This window comes from Hyphomicrobium nitrativorans NL23, from assembly GCF_000503895.1.
Lineage (GTDB): Bacteria > Pseudomonadota > Alphaproteobacteria > Rhizobiales > Hyphomicrobiaceae > Hyphomicrobium_C > Hyphomicrobium_C nitrativorans.
This window is the reverse complement of sequence record NC_022997.1, coordinates 2,411,051-2,426,564: the sequence shown is the minus strand read 5'-3', so window position 1 is coordinate 2,426,564 and position 15,514 is coordinate 2,411,051. Positions and strand designations below refer to the sequence as shown.

Sequence of the window (15,514 nt, the reverse complement as noted above, 5' to 3'; positions counted from 1 at the left end):
TGCGACAGTACCGCGCTGCACAAAATCGGCCGCTGCTATGCAGCATTATCAATTTTCTCCGCCGAGTCATGCCGTTATGGTCTTCCTCAAGCTGGCAATGAGGGCGCAGGGTACCCGGTCGGCGATCATCAGAACTTCCCTGGCAACTAGGAGCACAACCATGTTGAAAGCGACAAAGCGCATTGCATTGGTGAGTGTGTCGGCCCTTCTGGCCGCTGGTGCCGCTCTGGCAGGATCTGGCCTTCCGGCCGATCGTGGCAGTGACCATGAGATCATGTCTCCGAAGCGGGGCCTTTCGCTCGCCATTGGCGGTAAGCAGACCGTGACCTACTTCGAGACGCTCAACAACGCCTGTCATCTGACGGTCGTTCTTGCCGAAACGGAGGGCGACGCCTTCGTCGCCGGTCCGGGCACCCGGATCGTCGTTCCCATCAGCCAGGGGACCGGGTTCAAGCTCGATACCGCGTCTGGTGCATCCGCCGAGTTCTTCTGCGGCCCCGGTGCGGAACGGATGAGCGCGCGCGTGTTCGACCGTGCGCCCTACAAGTCGTAAGCGATTAGCGCCGTTTCCTCCTTAATCGGTGCCACGCGGAAGAAGGCGGGAGAGAAATCTCCCGCCTTCTTTCTTTTTGGCCTGACACAAGCTGAAGCAGGCTTCGAATAAGGGGCGCGGTGCTTTGTGGATGGCCGGGCCACTTGGCCCGGATCGCCTTGCTCCCGGGCTGCTTCCGCAGCCGTCTTTTTTGGGCTGACACAAGCTGAGGGAAGCTTCGTTCAAGGAGCGTGGTGTTGTGTGGAGGGCCGGCGCACTTGCGTCCAAGCGGAGCTTGGCTTCGCCAAGACGGGGCGCAGTCGCGCCCCGAGCGCTGCCGCGTTGTTTTTCGTCCGGCCTGTGCATTTCCCGCAGGGCTGGCGCGCTTCTGCCGCACTCGCCTTTGTCGGGGCGCGGCGCTATATGAGGGGCACACGAACAGTTGAGGGGTCGCCACTCCGAGCCAAATCCGGCCCGGAGCGATCCCAGGTTCGAAATTTGGAATGAAGAGAGATCGCAAATGAAAGCCGTGTTGCTCGCGCTTCTGCAGGTTTGGTCCGCTCCGGACCGGAGCCGCAAACAGCGCTGAGTTCGGCCAGCCCGGTGAGATGCCGGGCTCCGGAACTCACCTTGCCTCAGGCAAGAGAAATGGTGGGGACGAGCCGAAAGGTTCGTCCCTATTTGCGTTTTAGCCCCATGACGAAACGTCAAGCCGCCGCTTCCAGCGTGCTCAGGAGCGCGCTCTCGAAGATGCGCCGGCCGTCGGTACCGCCGAGGATCGCGTCGTAAAGGCGCTCGGGGTGGGGCATGAGGCCCAGGATGCGCCCGGTCTCGTCCGTGATGCCCGCGATGTTGCGCTGGGCGCCGTTGATGCCGGTCTCCGGCGAGACGTTGCCCTCCCGGTCGCAATAGCGGAACGCAACGCGGCCTTCGCCTTCGAGCCGGTCCAGCGTCTCGGAATCGGCGAAGAAGTTGCCTTCTGCGTGCGCGACGGGCATCCGGATCACTTCGCCCGGCCGGTAGCACTTGGTGAAGAAGCCCTTGTCCGTCTCGGCCTTCAGATAAACGTCGCGGCAGATGAAGTGGAGCGAGGTGTTGCGCATCAGGACGCCCGGGAGCAGGCCCGACTCGCACAGCACCTGGAAGCCGTTGCAGATGCCGAGGACGGGCGTGCCCTTCTTCGCCTTCTCGACCACGTCGCGCATGATCGGCGAATGCGCCGCCATGGCCCCGCAGCGCAGATAGTCGCCGTAAGAGAAACCGCCCGGCAGCACGATCAGGTCCGACGCGGGCACGCTTGCGTCGCCATGCCAGACCATTTTCACCGGGAAGCCCGTGATGGCTTCGAGCGCGACCTTGACGTCGCGGTCGCAGTTCGAACCGGGGAAGACGATGACGGAGGCGCGCAGCATGGGTTCGGCTCTACTTTCGTTTTCGCAAGGACCATGATCGCGTAGGACCCTATCAGTCCGAAGCGTGAATCATCGGTCTTAAAACTCAGGGCGTGAGCGGCGATTTCTCTCGCTTGCGCTCTTCGACCTCGACGCGGGAGGCGTTGGTCATTTCCGTGTCTCCGGACTTCATATCGTTCATCAGGATGGTGAACTGGCCGGAGTTGCCAAATCCGCATCCCTTGCTGTCGGCCGTCCACACGTCCGTCACCTGCTTGCGCTGGGTGCGCTGGACGACGGCAGGATGAGCGGCGTGATCCGGCGTCGTGATGAAGATACGGGCGATCCAGCGATCCGGCTCAGACACCGTCACGAAATCGAAGCCGCCTTCGTGGCCGGTCTCCGCACCGGGGAGGGCGGTCGCGTAGAAGCGGAGGCCCTCGTAGCCAAGCTCGCAATCGAGATTGGGCGGTGCCGCACGAACGGCCGCGGGCGAGACGAGAAGTGCGCTCGCCAACGCCAACGCCAAGGCCCAGCAGCGGCGCGGCCCCATCAAGGCGCCAGCTCGTAGGTGTAGTTTTCGATCACTGTGTTCGCCAGCAGGTCGCGGCACATCCGCTCGACTTCCGTGCGGGCCTGCTCCTCGCTCATGCCGGCGACATCGACCTCGATGTACTTGCCCTGGCGGACGTCGTTGACGCCGTCGAAGCCGAGCGCGCCAAGCGCGTTCTGGATGGCCTTGCCCTGCGGGTCGAGGACGCCAGGCTTCAGCGTCACCTTGATACGGGCCTTCATCGGATATTCCTCAAGTTGTCATCACGGCCTCATGCTGGAGCCATGCTTTGCATGGACCGGCGGCGAAAGCCGGAGCACCGCGCCGAACCCAGGAACAGCTTCTATCGCAAAATATCGCGTCTTCGACGAGTCTTGCGCTGGATCCTGGCGATGGGTCCCGGATAAGGCTTCGGCTTTTACGCCTCAGCCTTTCCGGGATGACAAGGGCACTAGTTCGGCTTGCCGGTGGGGTTGGACGCCACCAGCACCGGGCCGATGCCCTTCGGCGGGCGGTTCTCGGTCAGCACCCCGAGGCGGCGCGCGACTTCCTGGTAGGCTTCGAGCACGCCACCCAGGTCACGCCGGAAGCGATCCTTGTCGAGCTTGTCGCCCGAGGAGATGTCCCACAGGCGGCAGCAGTCGGGGCTGATCTCGTCGGCCAGCACGATGCGCATCTGCTCGTTGTCCCACAGGCGGCCGAACTCCACCTTGAAGTCGACGAGGCGGATGCCGATGCCGAGGAAGAGGCCGACGAGGAAGTCGTTCACGCGCAGCGCGAGCTGCATGATCTCGTCGATCTCCTGCGGGGTGGCCCAGCCGAACGCCGTGATGTGCTCTTCCGAGACCATCGGGTCGTTCAGGTTGTCGGCCTTGTAGTAGAATTCGATGATGGACCGCGGCAGCTGCATGCCCTCTTCGAGGCCGAGACGCGCGGAGAGCGAGCCGGCGGCCACGTTGCGCACGACGACCTCAAGCGGAATGATTTCCACTTCGCGGATCAACTGCTCGCGCATGTTGAGACGCTTCAGGAAGTGCGTCGGCACGCCGATCTCACCGAGACGTTGGAAGATGTACTCGGAGATGCGATTGTTGAGCACGCCCTTGCCTTCGATCAGCGCGTGCTTCTTTGCGTTGAACGCTGTGGCGTCGTCTTTGAAGTGCGCAATGAGGGTGCCGGGCTCGGGGCCTTCATAGAGCACCTTTGCCTTTCCCTCGTAGATCCGACGCCGCTTGTTCATCGATCCTGGTCCTTTGACGATCACGCTCATGCTCAGACTTATCTCTAGGAGAAGGGACGTTCCGCCCCGTTGAGCCAACCCCTTTATCTTGCAGCGAGTTTTTTTGGAATCTCGTCTTGGCGGGGGTCGGCCGGACGCATAAAAAACATGTCCGGACACTAGCCGAACGAGGGTTGAGAAACAATCTAAACGAGGGGTCAGAGCCCCCTCAAGGTTACGGGTCAGGCAAGCCGTTGATTTGTCTGCCACGTCGGGTTAGGGCTCGCGGGTTAAGGGTCTGCGCTGGACCCATACAACACATGTTTCACGTGGAACAAAGGCGGAACATGCGTCTTTGCCACAGCCTTGCGGAGAGGGTCATGACGACGTTCCAAGATCGCGAAAAAGGGTTTGAGAAGAAATTTGCCCACGACCAGGACCTGAAGTTTCGCGCCGAAAGCCGGCGCAACAAGGCGCTTGCCGAGTGGGCGGCAGCACAGCTCGGCATCACGGAAGTCGAAGAGTATGTGAAGGCCGTACGCAAGGCGGACCTCGCCGAGGCAGGTGACGATGACGTGGTGCGCAAGGTGAAGGCGGACTTCGATCAGAAGGGCATCGCGATCAGCGAAGACGACATCCGCGCGAAGCTCTCCGAATTCCTCGCGCAGGCGGTGACCGAGATCGAGGCCAGCAAGTCGTAGTTTCGCCAGCACGGCCGCATGAACAGCTACGGCGGGTTTCGCACATGCGAAGCCCGCCGTTTTGTTCGATAGCGTGCGTTACGCGTGCGGACGCTGCGCGCGATCACGCCTCCAGCGTTCTCAGGAACGCCCCGAACCTCAACACGCCGTCCGGCCAGGGCCCATGTCCAGACGCGCTGTTGACGTGGCCGACGTCTCCGGCTTCCACCAGCGTGGATCCCCAAGCCTCGGCAAGCGCGTTGGCGCGGTCGAGCGAGCAATAAGCGTCGTTCGAGGAGGCGATCATGACCGAAGGGAACGGAAAAGCCTTCTTCGGCAACGGCGCGAACCCGCTCGCCGTGCCGTCGAGGGAGAGACCCTCCGTGTCGGGCCAGGCGCTCGCGTTTTCCACGTCGGCAGGGGCGACGAGGAATGCGCCCGAGAGAAAGCCCTTGGGGATGCGTTCGGCCACATGAGCGACGGCCGCCACGCCCAGGCTGTGGGCGACGAGCACGACGGGGCGGTTGCTCGCGACCGTCGCATCGATGATGCGGCCGACCCACGCCTCTCGCTCGGGCGCAAACCAATCGTCCTGCTCGACGCGGCGCGCGGTCTTGAGCGTGCGCTCCCAGCGGGACTGCCAATGGTCGGGACCCGAGCTCGACCAGCCGGGAACGATGAGGATGTCGACGTCAGATGTGCGCATGGGGCCTCATGTAGCAGCGAAACGCCGGCGCGCAAGGGGCGCGGCTTCCGTGTCGCGCGGTGCGGCGCGGAGGTTATCGAGGATCATGAGGCCGACCGCCGCGAGCAGGACCGCAGTCTGTGCGTAAGGGAAGAGAGTTGCGGCTGAGGTAAACAGCACGAGCAGCAGGATCGCGGGTGCAGCGGCGGCGACGTTGACGCGCTCTCCCGGCGGCTGAAAGCTCCTCCTGCGGGCAAGCACAATAGCGGCGGTGGCGAGAGCCGTTAGCGGGAGGTTCAAGTTGAAAGCGGCGGTCGATACGAAGTCCGCCCTATCAGGGGCTGACAGCACAATAGGAAGCAGGAATGCCGTGAGAAGAAGGCTCACGATGGCTCCGGCGACGAGGGGCGACCAGATCAATTCTGGCGCATTCGAGAGAGGAGGCCTGGCGTTGACGAGGGTGGCGAGCGCGGCTATTGCGGCCGCTAGGACACCGAACCGTAAGGCGACGTTTCCAAGGTAATTCTCAGGGCTGAGCGCTCCCGTCGCGAGCAGCGGGAGCTGGGCCAAAAGGGGCTGCAGGAATGCTTCGGCCTGGATTGCGCCAAAGAGGACCCAGAGCCCGTAACCGATCCCGCGCGCCGTGATCCATGACGCGAGCAAGACGACGATCAGGGTGGCGCCCAGGAACGAGGTGATCGCGCCTGCATGGAATTGCCATCCCGGCGAGACGATCAATCCCGGTATCGCGCCGAGCGATGACGCGACGCCGTAGGATTGCAGGCTGGCGAGCACGAGCGCAACGACGATAGCGGCACGCCATAGCCTTGCATTTCCGGCAGGCGTCGCCGCCCATCGGCGAAGACGCGGAGAGGCGCACATCGCGCTTTCCGCCAAAATAAGCGCCGTCAGCAGGGGTGTGATCCCGAGCGCCATAATGGATGTCATCCGAGAGCCGCCGAGTGCGGCGAGATCGAGACCCGGCAGGGGAATCCATTGGCCGATGCGAAACACGGCGAGAGCCAGGAGCGTGACGGCGATGCGGCGGAGAAGCGTGCTTCTGTCGGCGGGCGCGAGGGAGGGGGCTCTGGTCATTCGGCTTTTCAGTCTGTGCTGTCCGTTTTGAGCGGCATTGAGAATGGATCGAAACCTTGCCGCGACGCCAGAGCGAAGTTCCGCGTGGCGCCGACACATGTTCGGACGATCATGGCCTTCGCCAGGGCGGCGGTGCGGCGGCGCGCTCGCAGGCTCGGTTGCCTATTCCGCGGACGAGGTTGGCGGCTGCTTGCGCTGGCTGTCGCCCCACGTGAAGAGGCCGACGCCGAGCAGCACGAGCGCAGCACCGAACGCGTCTGGGGCCGTGAACGGTTCGTGCAGGATCGCGATGGCGAGCCCGATGGTGACGAGCGGCGAGACCGTCGCGATCATGGAGACGGCCTGAGACGAGACGCGCGCGAGGCCCGCGCTGATCAGAAACGTCGGCAGGACGGTCGCGACGATGGCGCAGCCGAAGGCAAGCCAAAGGAAGCGCGGCGTGGCGGTGAAATCGCCGCTTCCGAAGACGACATGATGGAGTACGCAGAAGACGCCGGCGGATGTCAGCGCAATGCTCGTGAAGAGCGCCGGCCCCAGGCGCAAGATCACGCGCTTGGCGAGGATCTGGTGCCACGCGAACGAAATCGCGGCACCGAGAACGAGGGCCGTGCCGAGGGCCGTGTCGCGTCCGCCCACCGGGAAATCGACGGCGAACACGACGCCGAGGCCGGCGTAGGTCACGACGGCGGCTGCGACGCCGAACGCCGTGATGGCTTCGGCATAGAACAGTGCGCCGATGATCATCACGAAGATCGGGTAGGTGAACAGCACGAGGCGTTCGAGGCTGGCGGAGATGTATTGAAGCCCCGCAAAGTCGAAGGCGGACGCCATGTAATAGCCGACGAAACCCACGAAGCAGGCCCAGGCGACGCTGGTCCCATCGGGTGCGGGTTCGCCTTTCGCCAGGCGCTTCGCCAAGGCCCAGAGACCGATGGCGACGAACACCGGGGTCGCGAAGATCATGCGGTAAGCAAGGAACAGCGAGGCGTCGAGCTGATCCTGATAGGCGAGCTTGATGAAGATCGCCTTGGTCGAGAAAAAGGCTGCGCCGAGGGCGGCACAGCCATATCCGACAAGGGTGGTCAGCGGGCGGTTCATGCTTGGGCGACCCCATGAGTGCGCCGGTAGGGCCGAGCCCGCGCGGGCGAAGCTCGTTATGCTTCGCCGAAGACCCGCGCGAAAATGGTGTCGACGTGCTTGAGGTGATAGCCGAGGTCGAAGAGGGCTTCGAGTTCGGCTGCGGGCACTTTCGCCGTCACGTCCGCGTCCGCCTTGAGCTCGGCCAGGAAATCGGCGCCGTGCTCCCATGTCTTCATCGCGTTGCGCTGGACAAGGGCGTACGACTCCTCCCGCGAGGCGCCGGCCTGCGTGAGTGCGAGCAGCACGCGCTGGGAATTGTGCAGGCCCCCGAGCTTGTCGAGGTTCTTTTGCATGTTCTCGGGGTACACGACGAGCTTCTCGATGACGCCCGCGAGGCGGTTCAGTGCAAAATCGAGCGTCACGGTCGCATCGGGGCCGATCATGCGCTCGGCGGAGGAGTGCGAGATGTCGCGCTCGTGCCAGAGCGCCACGTTCTCCATCGCGGGCAGCGCGTAAGCGCGCACCATACGGGCGAGGCCGGTGATATTTTCCGTCAGTACCGGATTTCTCTTGTGCGGCATGGCCGACGAGCCCTTTTGACCGGCCGAGAAGAACTCTTCGGCTTCGAGCACCTCGGTGCGCTGAAGATGGCGGATCTCGGTCGCAAGCCGCTCCATCGACGAGGCGACGACCGCGAGCGTCGCGAAAAACATGGCGTGACGGTCGCGCGGGATGACCTGCGTCGAGACCGGCTCCGGTTCGAGGCCGAGTTTCTCCGCGACATAGACTTCCACCGAGGGATCGATGTTGGCGAAGGTTCCAACGGCGCCCGAAATAGCGCAGGTGGCGACCTCGCGGCGGGCGGCGACGAGGCGTTCGCGGTTGCGGGCGAATTCCGCGTACGCGAAGGCGAGCTTGACGCCGAATGTCGTCGGCTCGGCATGGATGCCGTGGCTTCGGCCGATGGTGACGGTGTTCTTATGCTCAAGCGCGCGCGCCTTCAGCGCGGCGAGCAGGCGGTCGACGTCGGCGATCAGCAGGTCGGCGGCACGGACGAGCTGCACGTTGAGGCAGGTGTCGAGCACGTCCGACGAGGTCATGCCCTGGTGCACGAAGCGCGCTTCCGGTCCCACGAGTTCGGCCAGGTGGGTGAGGAATGCGATGACGTCGTGCTTCGTGACAGCCTCGATTTCGTCGATGCGCTGAGTGTCGAAGACGGCCTCGGAGCCCTTCTCCCAGATCACGCGTGCCGCATCCTTCGGCACGATGCCGATCTCGGCCATGGCGGTGGCCGCGTGGGCCTCGATCTCGAACCAGATGCGGAAGCGTGTCTCGGGCGTCCAGATGGATGCCATTTCAGGGCGCGTATAACGGGGAATCATTTTGATCTCTTTGGGCTCGAAGCGTGGGAAGGGCCTAGCAGAGGGGGCGCGCCGCTTCAATTGCGGGGCAAGGCCGCGTGTCCGGAGGTGCCGCGGTCCAGGACGCCGGTTGCGACATTATGTCGTGTCGCTGTCATGTGACGGCGCGGAGAGGGCTTTCACGGCCGGAATTCCAGGCTATTCAGCATTCTGCAGGTTTTAGAGTGCACCGCAAAATTCTTTCCGCATTTCCAGGACGTAAACTTTGAAAAAGGACTGTGAGTCAGGTTGGTAGAAATTGCTGCGGCGCATTCGCCACAGTCGCGTGATGCAATATTGCGCAACAATACGTGAGCAGGAAGCGCCGCTATCGGGCCATATTCCGGTGTTTGATCAAGCCTCACGCCAAGGGAAGACACGAGCTGGAAACACAACTGTTGCGAATTTGTCATCACAAACTCGCCCCGATCCAGGTAATCTGAACACGTAATGCCGATCCCATACCGGGGTTTGAAAGTTTAGTAACCAAGTATGGATTGTCTTTGCGCCGGGATCTGACGCGAATGCCGGACAAAATACGCGGCGAAACCAGAGGTAAGGAGATATGACGGAACAAATGCAGGCGGAGATTGCTGAGCTCAATCATCGTCTTGAGGAACTCGACGACCCCCGCCGGTCTTACGCCTTGGTGCTGGAGCGCATCCGCTCCTATCGCAGCCGCGGTCAACAGGTGCCCGAGCCGCTCACGCTCATGGAGCGTCGTTTGGCCCGCGAATGCCTGATCGAATCCCAGGGACGCTGATCCTCAATCCATTTTGAACGTCGCGACGCCGATTGAGCAGCGCGTTGCGCATGTCGGGGTCCGGGCTCGATAGGGAGCCCGCTCTCGAATGCTTCGCCGGCCGCCAAACCTTTTGCTTGCCGGCGGCTCTGGCCATTGTTGGTTGGCCACTGCGCTGGCCATGCTTTGAAAACGAATGGGCCGGCGGGTTTATTCCCCGGCCGTGGCGTGAACGATGGCCCTCGGCGTTCGGTTCCACGCAAGCCGCTACCGTTCCCGCACCCAACCGACGGCTGCTGCCGACGCCGGTACGAACGCGTCCCCCACCAGATCCCCATTTTTGTCGAAGCGGAGAACGCCCAGCGTGCGCGTCTCGATAGGCGTGTCGCGAAGCGCGCCGCCGACGGATTTCGCGTCTGTTGTGCCCATGCGCCCTGCCATCGCGAGCCAGGCTTCGAGCGCGGCCTGCGCGCGGGCTGCGGAGCCGTGATGTGGGCCGCTGATGACGGTCGCGGGGTGCCTTCGGCGTCCGCGCCGGACGCGAGCGCATGCGGATTCGATGGCAGGAGGACGTGAATGGGATTGGGCGTCCGCCGCGCGATGTCCGCAAAGCCGGGTGTGGCGAGGCTGTCCGTGCCGAGAAACGGGATGGTGGGGCCGTTCTCGGCCAAGCCGGCCGCGACGATGGCGGCTTCGTCGGGAAAGCCGGCAAAGAAAACGGCCTCGGCGCGCGCGGCGCGAATCTCTGTGACGATTTCCGGATAGTCGCGTTTTCCCGCGACGATGCCGAGATCGACGATCGAGCCGACGTTGGCTGCGTCCAGGATGGCTTTCGTGCGGGTTGCGATGGCGCGGGCGTAGGCGGTGCGGTCGTGGACGATGGCGACGCGCCCGGCGGGTGCATGTTGGATCAACCAGCGCGCGGCCGCGTCGCCCTGCCGGTCGTCGCGTCCCGCAAGGCGCAGGACGAGCGGGTCGGCCGCGCCGCCCTTCGTGACGTCGGGATGGCGCGCATCGACGGCGATCAGAAGCACGCCCGCCTGGCGGTAGAGGGCCGCGGCCCTCGTTGCCGCGCCGGAGCACGGGTGGCCGATGACGAGGGCGGGGCGGTCCTGGATCAGGGATGCGGCAGCCTGCTCGGCCGTGGCGCCTGAGCAGGCGTCATCCGCGACGACGAGCGTGAGCCGCTTGTCCGAGAGCCCGCCGGACGTGTTGGCCTCCCGGATCGCCGCTTCGAGCGTGCTTCGCATCGCGCGGCCGATGGGGGCCATCGGCCCCGAGAGCGGCGCTGCGAGACCCACGCGGATGTCCGCCGCGGCTGGCAGATCGAAAACGAAGAGCGCCAACGTACTTGTGGCCACGTGCATGGCGAGGCGGCGTAAGCGCCTGCGGCACAAGAGAGAAAGGCTCCCGCGCCACATGCCCGCTCGCTCCTCGATCTCGGCCGTTTCCGGCGTCGTCAGTTCTCGACGAAGCCGATGGTGCCGTCCGCCTGCGTCTTCCACGTGTACATCACATAGTCGATGCGCGTGACGTCGCCCTTGTCGTCGAAGGAGATGTCGCCGATCACGGTTTTGTAGGTCTTGCCGCCGGTCCGCAGTTCGTTGGCCACGGCTGCGGGATCGAGCGAGCCGATATCGGTCGCGGCCTGGGCGATGACCTGCACGGCGGCGTAGGAGTAGAGCGTGTAGGATTCGGGCCGGAAGTTGCGGGCTGCGAACTTCTCCAGCACCGCCTGAGCCTCGGGGCGTTTCTGCGGATCGGGGCCGAACGTCATCAGCGTGCCTTCGGTGCCCGGGCCGCCGAGGGCCGCGAATTCGTTGGTGGCGATGCCGTCGCCGCCCATCAGGACGGCATTGACGCCTGCGGCGCGCATCTGGCGCAGGATTGCGCCGCCTTCGGTGTGAACGCCGCCCCAATAGACGAGATCCGCGTTCGACTGGCGGATCAGCGACACGAGGGCGGAGAAGTCACGCTCGCCCGTGTTCACGCCTTCATAGAGCACCTCCTGAATGCCGAGGCCGTTCATGACCTTCTTGGTCTCGTCCGCGAGGCCTTTTCCGTAAGTCGTCTTGTCGTGGACGATGGCGACGCGCTTGTCCTTGAAGTGCTGGGCGATGTATTCGCCCGCGACCTTGCCCTGCTGGTCGTCACGGCCGCAGATCCGGAACACGTTGGTCAGGCCGCGCTCGGTAATGCGCGGGTTGGTGGAGCCTGGCGTGATCATGAGAATGCCGTTCTCGGCGTAGACGTCGGACGAAGGCTCGGTGACGCCGGAGTTGAAGTGGCCGATGACGAAGCTCACGCCCTCGCCCACGAACGTGTTGGCGACCGAGCGGCCCTGCTTGGGGTCGCCGGCGTCGTCACCGAAGATCAGCTCGATCTGCTGGCCGTTGAGGCCGCCCGCCGCATTGATGTCCTGCACGGCCTGGTCGGCGCCGTTGCGCAACTGGGCTCCGAACACGGCGTCGCGCCCGGTGAGCGGTCCGGCAAGGCCGAATTTGAGCCGCTGCTCGCTTTCCCCACACGATGCCAGCGCCAGGGCGACACAAAGGGCTCCTGCAAATCTCATCAGGCGCATGAAACGTTCTCCTTCCGGCATCGGCGCGGCGCGGCGCGTTCCCCGTGCGGCGCAATCGAGTTGTGGCGACGTTGTCCCTCGAAAACGAGGCGGAGTCACGCCCTTCGGCGTTCGTCCTTCGGGGTGGTCTCTTGAGTGAGACCGATGATTCACGTTTGAGGCTGATGAGGGCCTGAAACGATCATGGTCTGGATTTCCAAGTCATAGGGCTCGTGCGGACAAACATCCACGGATATTGCTCCGTGATGTGACGGGTGCGGCGGACGCGATGGGCGATGAGCCCGATCGCGATGAGGATCGCAGCGTCGATGGCGTAGCTCGCAAGCGAGAGCAGCTCGGCATCGAACAGGGCATAATGGAGGAAGCGGACGGCGGCGGCTATCAGCAGCGTATAGGCTGCGACCGGCCACAACTCGCCCCAGCGTTCCGCCACCGCTTGCCCCGTGCGCCATGCGGCCCCGCCGCCTGCCGCCAGTGTCAGAAGCAGGAAGGGCACCACGCTTCCGTTGGGCGGGAGCGCGTAGCCGAGCATTGCGAGAACGTTTTCGAGCATGTGCGTCGCCTCCTAATGCCGTCCGCCTTCGAGATAGGCTTGGCGGATTTCGGGTTTGGCGAGCAGTTCGCGGCCGGAGCCGGTCATCGTAATCGCACCGTTGACCATCACATAAGCGCGATGCGCGAGTTTCAGCGCGTGAAAGGCGTTCTGCTCCACGAGGAAGATCGTCATGCCTTCCGCGTTGAGATCGGCCAACGTCGAGAAGATCTGTTTGACGATCAGCGGTGCGAGGCCAAGCGACGGCTCGTCGAGCATCAGGAGCTTGGGGCGGCTCATGAGCGCGCGGCCGATGGCCAGCATCTGTTGCTCGCCGCCCGAGAGTGTGCCCCCGCGTTGGGTCAGCCGCTCCTTGAGACGGGGAAAAAGGGTGCAGACGCGTTCGAGGTCGGCGTCGAACGTATCGCCGCCGGTCAAGGCCGCGCCCATCTGCAGGTTTTCGAACACGGTCATGCGCGGGAAGATGCGGCGTCCCTCAGGCACCTGCGCGATGTTGAGCCGGGCGATGTGGTGCGTCGAGAGATGCGCGATGGGCCGGCCGTCGAAGCGGATCGTGCCTTCGCGCGCGCGCGGATTGCCGAAGACCGACATCATGAGCGTGGATTTACCCGCACCGTTGGCGCCGATCAGGGTGACGATCTCGCCGCGGTTGACGTCGAGCGAGACGGTTTTGAGCGCCTGGATGTTGCCGTAGAAGGCCGAGACGCCGTCGATGGCGAGAAGAGGGCCGCTCATGGCTTGAACTCCTCGGTGACGGCGGCCACCGCCTCGGCTTCCTCCTCGTCCTCCACGCCGAGATAGGCGGCGATCACCTTCGGATCGTTCTTCACGGCGTCGGCCGTGTCGTCGGCGATCTTCGTCCCGTACTCGATCACGACGACGTGGTCGGAGATGTCCATCACCACGCTCATGTCGTGCTCGATGAGCAGGATCGAGACGCCCGTTTGCGCGCGGATGCCGCGAAGCAGGCGCGTCAGCTCCGCGCTTTCGCGATTGTTGAGACCGGCGGCCGGCTCGTCGAGGCAGAGCAGCACGGGATTGGTGCACATGGCGCGCGCGATTTCTAGCCGGCGCTGCGCACCATAGGGTAGTTCGCCCGCCGGCATATCGGCGCGGTCCGTGAGGTCCACGACGTCGAGCCAGGCGCGCGCGAGGTCGAGCGCCTTCTTCTCGGCCGCGCGATAGCTCGCAAGGCCGAGCAAACCCGCCATGCTGAGCTTGGACGCGCGCATCAGCGTCTTGTGCTGTGCGACGATGAGGTTTTCGAGGACGGTCATGCCGGGAAAAAGGCGAATGTTCTGGAACGTGCGCGCGACGCGGGCGGTGGCTGAGATCTCGTGGTCGCTCATGCGTTCGAGCAGGAACAGCTCGGGCTTCTCGCCGTGGGTGTGGCGACGGTCGGAGCCGGTGAGCGCGTCGATGGCGTCGGGCCTCGCTGCGCCGCCGTGGGCGAGCGCAATACGCCCGCTGGTGGGTTTGTAGAAGCCGGTGATGCAGTTGAAGACCGTCGTCTTGCCGGCGCCGTTCGGGCCGATCAGGGCCGTGATGTCCCCGCGCCCCACCGTGAACGAGAGATCGTTCACGGCGACGAGGCCTCCGAAGCGCATGGAGAGGTGATCGACAACGAGGAGGGGATCTGTTTTCCAGCGCATGGTTCAGGTCACTCCGCCGGAACGGTGACGGGGCCGGTGCGCGGTGGCGGCTCGGTGCCGAGCCGCACGCTCGGCTCACGCGAGGCGATGAGCCCCTTCGGCCGCCAGACCATGATCATGACCATCGCTAAGCCGAACAGCAGCATGCGGTATTGCGTGGGGTCGAAATCCTGGCCGAAGATGCGCTTCAAGACGGTGAGCTCGCGCAGGAGCTCCGTCCCGCCGATCATGACGACGGCGGCGATTGCGACGCCCATCATATTGCCGAGGCCGCCGAGCACGACGATGGCGACGAGCACCGCGCTCTCCATGAAAACGAAGCTTTCCGGGCTGATGAAGCCCTGGCGGCTTGCGAAGAACGCGCCGCCGAGCCCGCCGAAGAACGCGCCGGCCGCCATGGCGGAAAGCTTGGTCTTCGCGATGGAGATGCCGAGCGAGCGGCAGGCGATCTCGTCCTCGCGCATCGCTTCCCACGCGCGCCCGACAGGCAATGTGCGCAGCCGCGTCGTCACCCAGTAGCAGAGCACGACGAGCGCCAGGATCAAGTAAAACAGGAAGAACAAGCGGTAGAGCGGCGAGGGGGGCAGCCCCAAGGCGGTCGCGATATTGTTCGGCCCCATCGTGAACGTGTAGCCCGCAATGGATGGAGCCGGGATGCCGGAAACCCCTGCATAGCCGCCTGTCACCGGCACCCAATTCACCAGCACGAGGCGGACGATTTCGGCAAAGGCGAGCGTGACGATGGCGATGTAGTCGCCTCGCAGACGAAGCACGGGAAGCCCGACGATGAGCGCCCAGAAGGCGGCCAAAATTCCCGCGAGCGGCAGCAGGATCCAAAACGAGAGCCCGAACGTCTTCGCGAGCAGCCCTGTCGAATAGGCGCCGACCGCGTAGAACGCGACGAAGCCGAGATCGAGAAGCCCTGCAAAGCCGACAATGACGTTCAGGCCCCAAGCCAGGAGAATGTAGATCAGGATCTGGATGCCGAAATTGTCGATCCATTTGACGGCGCCCGCATTCCCCGTCGCGACCAGCACCAGAAACGGGTAGGCGATGAGGAAGACAAGCCCTACGCGCGGCAGTTCGCGGATGATGGGGTGAGGCGGGGCCGTGCTCATCACGGTGGTGAGCGGCGCGCGCTCGGCCCCGGCGGGGCGGAGAATGGCGATTGCGAACGTGATGATGAAGGCTGCGCCTGCAAAGAGTGCGGCGAGCCACCAGCGTTGCTCAAGGACGAGCTGGTTGGAGAGGTTGACGCGCGTCAGGAAAATGACGATCGGAAACGAAAGTCCGAAGGTGACGAGGGCCGCAAGCAGGGCCTTCTTGATGGCGTCCCCCAGCGGTCCCATGG

Annotated in this window: 16 protein-coding genes; 2 read left to right on the top strand and 14 right to left on the bottom strand. The window is 64.3% G+C overall.

Annotated features, from left to right (window positions below; translation table 11 throughout):
- Positions 1-160: 160 nt before the first annotated feature.
- The gene (locus W911_RS11315; protein ID WP_023787677.1) at positions 161-553 is read left to right on the top strand and encodes a hypothetical protein; all 393 of its coding nucleotides are present in this window, start codon (positions 161-163) and stop codon (positions 551-553) included.
- Between the two features lie 686 nt (positions 554-1,239).
- Here W911_RS11315 and purQ read toward each other — a convergent pair.
- The 4 genes from purQ to purC all read right to left on the bottom strand — a co-directional run bounded on the left by purQ (position 1,240) and on the right by purC (position 3,716).
- Complete coding sequence (gene purQ / locus W911_RS11310) at positions 1,240-1,944, bottom strand: phosphoribosylformylglycinamidine synthase subunit PurQ (RefSeq protein ID WP_023787676.1); 705 nt, start codon at positions 1,942-1,944, stop codon at positions 1,240-1,242.
- Between the two features lie 85 nt (positions 1,945-2,029).
- Positions 2,030-2,476, bottom strand: coding sequence for a hypothetical protein (locus W911_RS11305; RefSeq protein WP_023787675.1), 447 nt, complete (start codon positions 2,474-2,476; stop codon positions 2,030-2,032).
- Entirely contained in the window at positions 2,476-2,718 is a 243-nt protein-coding gene (purS, locus tag W911_RS11300) for a phosphoribosylformylglycinamidine synthase subunit PurS (protein WP_023787674.1), read from the bottom strand. Before purS ends, W911_RS11305 begins: the two co-directional genes overlap by 1 nt.
- A 209-nt stretch (positions 2,719-2,927) precedes the next feature.
- Positions 2,928-3,716: a phosphoribosylaminoimidazolesuccinocarboxamide synthase gene (purC, locus tag W911_RS11295; protein WP_041318478.1), complete on the bottom strand. Its 789-nt coding sequence runs from the start codon at positions 3,714-3,716 to the stop codon at positions 2,928-2,930.
- A gap of 359 nt (positions 3,717-4,075) precedes the next feature.
- Here purC and W911_RS11290 point away from each other — a divergent pair, with 359 nt between their 5' ends.
- Positions 4,076-4,396: a DUF1476 domain-containing protein gene (locus W911_RS11290; RefSeq protein ID WP_023787672.1), complete on the top strand. Its 321-nt coding sequence runs from the start codon at positions 4,076-4,078 to the stop codon at positions 4,394-4,396.
- Between the two features lie 103 nt (positions 4,397-4,499).
- On the opposite strand, the gene W911_RS11285 is transcribed toward W911_RS11290, so the two are convergent.
- The 10 genes from W911_RS11285 to livM all read right to left on the bottom strand — a co-directional run bounded on the left by W911_RS11285 (position 4,500) and on the right by livM (position 15,512).
- Positions 4,500-5,081: an RBBP9/YdeN family alpha/beta hydrolase gene (locus tag W911_RS11285; protein ID WP_023787671.1), complete on the bottom strand. Its 582-nt coding sequence runs from the start codon at positions 5,079-5,081 to the stop codon at positions 4,500-4,502.
- A gap of 6 nt (positions 5,082-5,087) precedes the next feature.
- Positions 5,088-6,155, bottom strand: a complete 1,068-nt coding sequence (locus W911_RS11280; protein WP_023787670.1) for a preprotein translocase subunit SecY — start codon at positions 6,153-6,155, stop codon at positions 5,088-5,090.
- Positions 6,156-6,317: 162 nt separating this feature from the next.
- On the bottom strand, positions 6,318-7,253 hold the full coding sequence (locus tag W911_RS11275; RefSeq protein WP_023787669.1) for a DMT family transporter: 936 nt from the start codon (positions 7,251-7,253) through the stop codon (positions 6,318-6,320).
- A gap of 56 nt (positions 7,254-7,309) precedes the next feature.
- Positions 7,310-8,617, bottom strand: a complete 1,308-nt coding sequence (purB, locus tag W911_RS11270) for an adenylosuccinate lyase (RefSeq protein WP_023787668.1) — start codon at positions 8,615-8,617, stop codon at positions 7,310-7,312.
- Between the two features lie 702 nt (positions 8,618-9,319).
- Positions 9,320-10,744 carry a branched-chain amino acid ABC transporter substrate-binding protein gene (locus W911_RS17420; RefSeq protein WP_158412861.1) on the bottom strand — a complete coding sequence of 475 codons (1,425 nt, stop codon included), beginning with the start codon at positions 10,742-10,744 and terminating at the stop codon, positions 9,320-9,322.
- Between the two features lie 92 nt (positions 10,745-10,836).
- Positions 10,837-11,958, bottom strand: a complete 1,122-nt coding sequence (locus W911_RS11260) for a branched-chain amino acid ABC transporter substrate-binding protein (protein ID WP_081717708.1) — start codon at positions 11,956-11,958, stop codon at positions 10,837-10,839.
- 181 nt (positions 11,959-12,139) lie between these two features.
- Positions 12,140-12,511, bottom strand: a complete 372-nt coding sequence (locus W911_RS11255; RefSeq protein ID WP_023787665.1) for a DUF6867 family protein — start codon at positions 12,509-12,511, stop codon at positions 12,140-12,142.
- 12 nt (positions 12,512-12,523) lie between these two features.
- Positions 12,524-13,246 (bottom strand): ABC transporter ATP-binding protein, encoded by a 723-nt coding sequence (locus tag W911_RS11250; RefSeq protein WP_041316491.1) that lies wholly within the window; start codon positions 13,244-13,246, stop codon positions 12,524-12,526.
- On the bottom strand, positions 13,243-14,163 hold the full coding sequence (locus W911_RS11245) for an ABC transporter ATP-binding protein (RefSeq protein WP_051388549.1): 921 nt from the start codon (positions 14,161-14,163) through the stop codon (positions 13,243-13,245). The genes W911_RS11250 and W911_RS11245 overlap by 4 nt, the downstream gene beginning before the upstream one ends.
- An 8-nt stretch (positions 14,164-14,171) precedes the next feature.
- Complete coding sequence (gene livM, locus W911_RS11240) at positions 14,172-15,512, bottom strand: high-affinity branched-chain amino acid ABC transporter permease LivM (RefSeq protein WP_023787663.1); 1,341 nt, start codon at positions 15,510-15,512, stop codon at positions 14,172-14,174.
- Positions 15,513-15,514 lie beyond the last annotated feature (2 nt).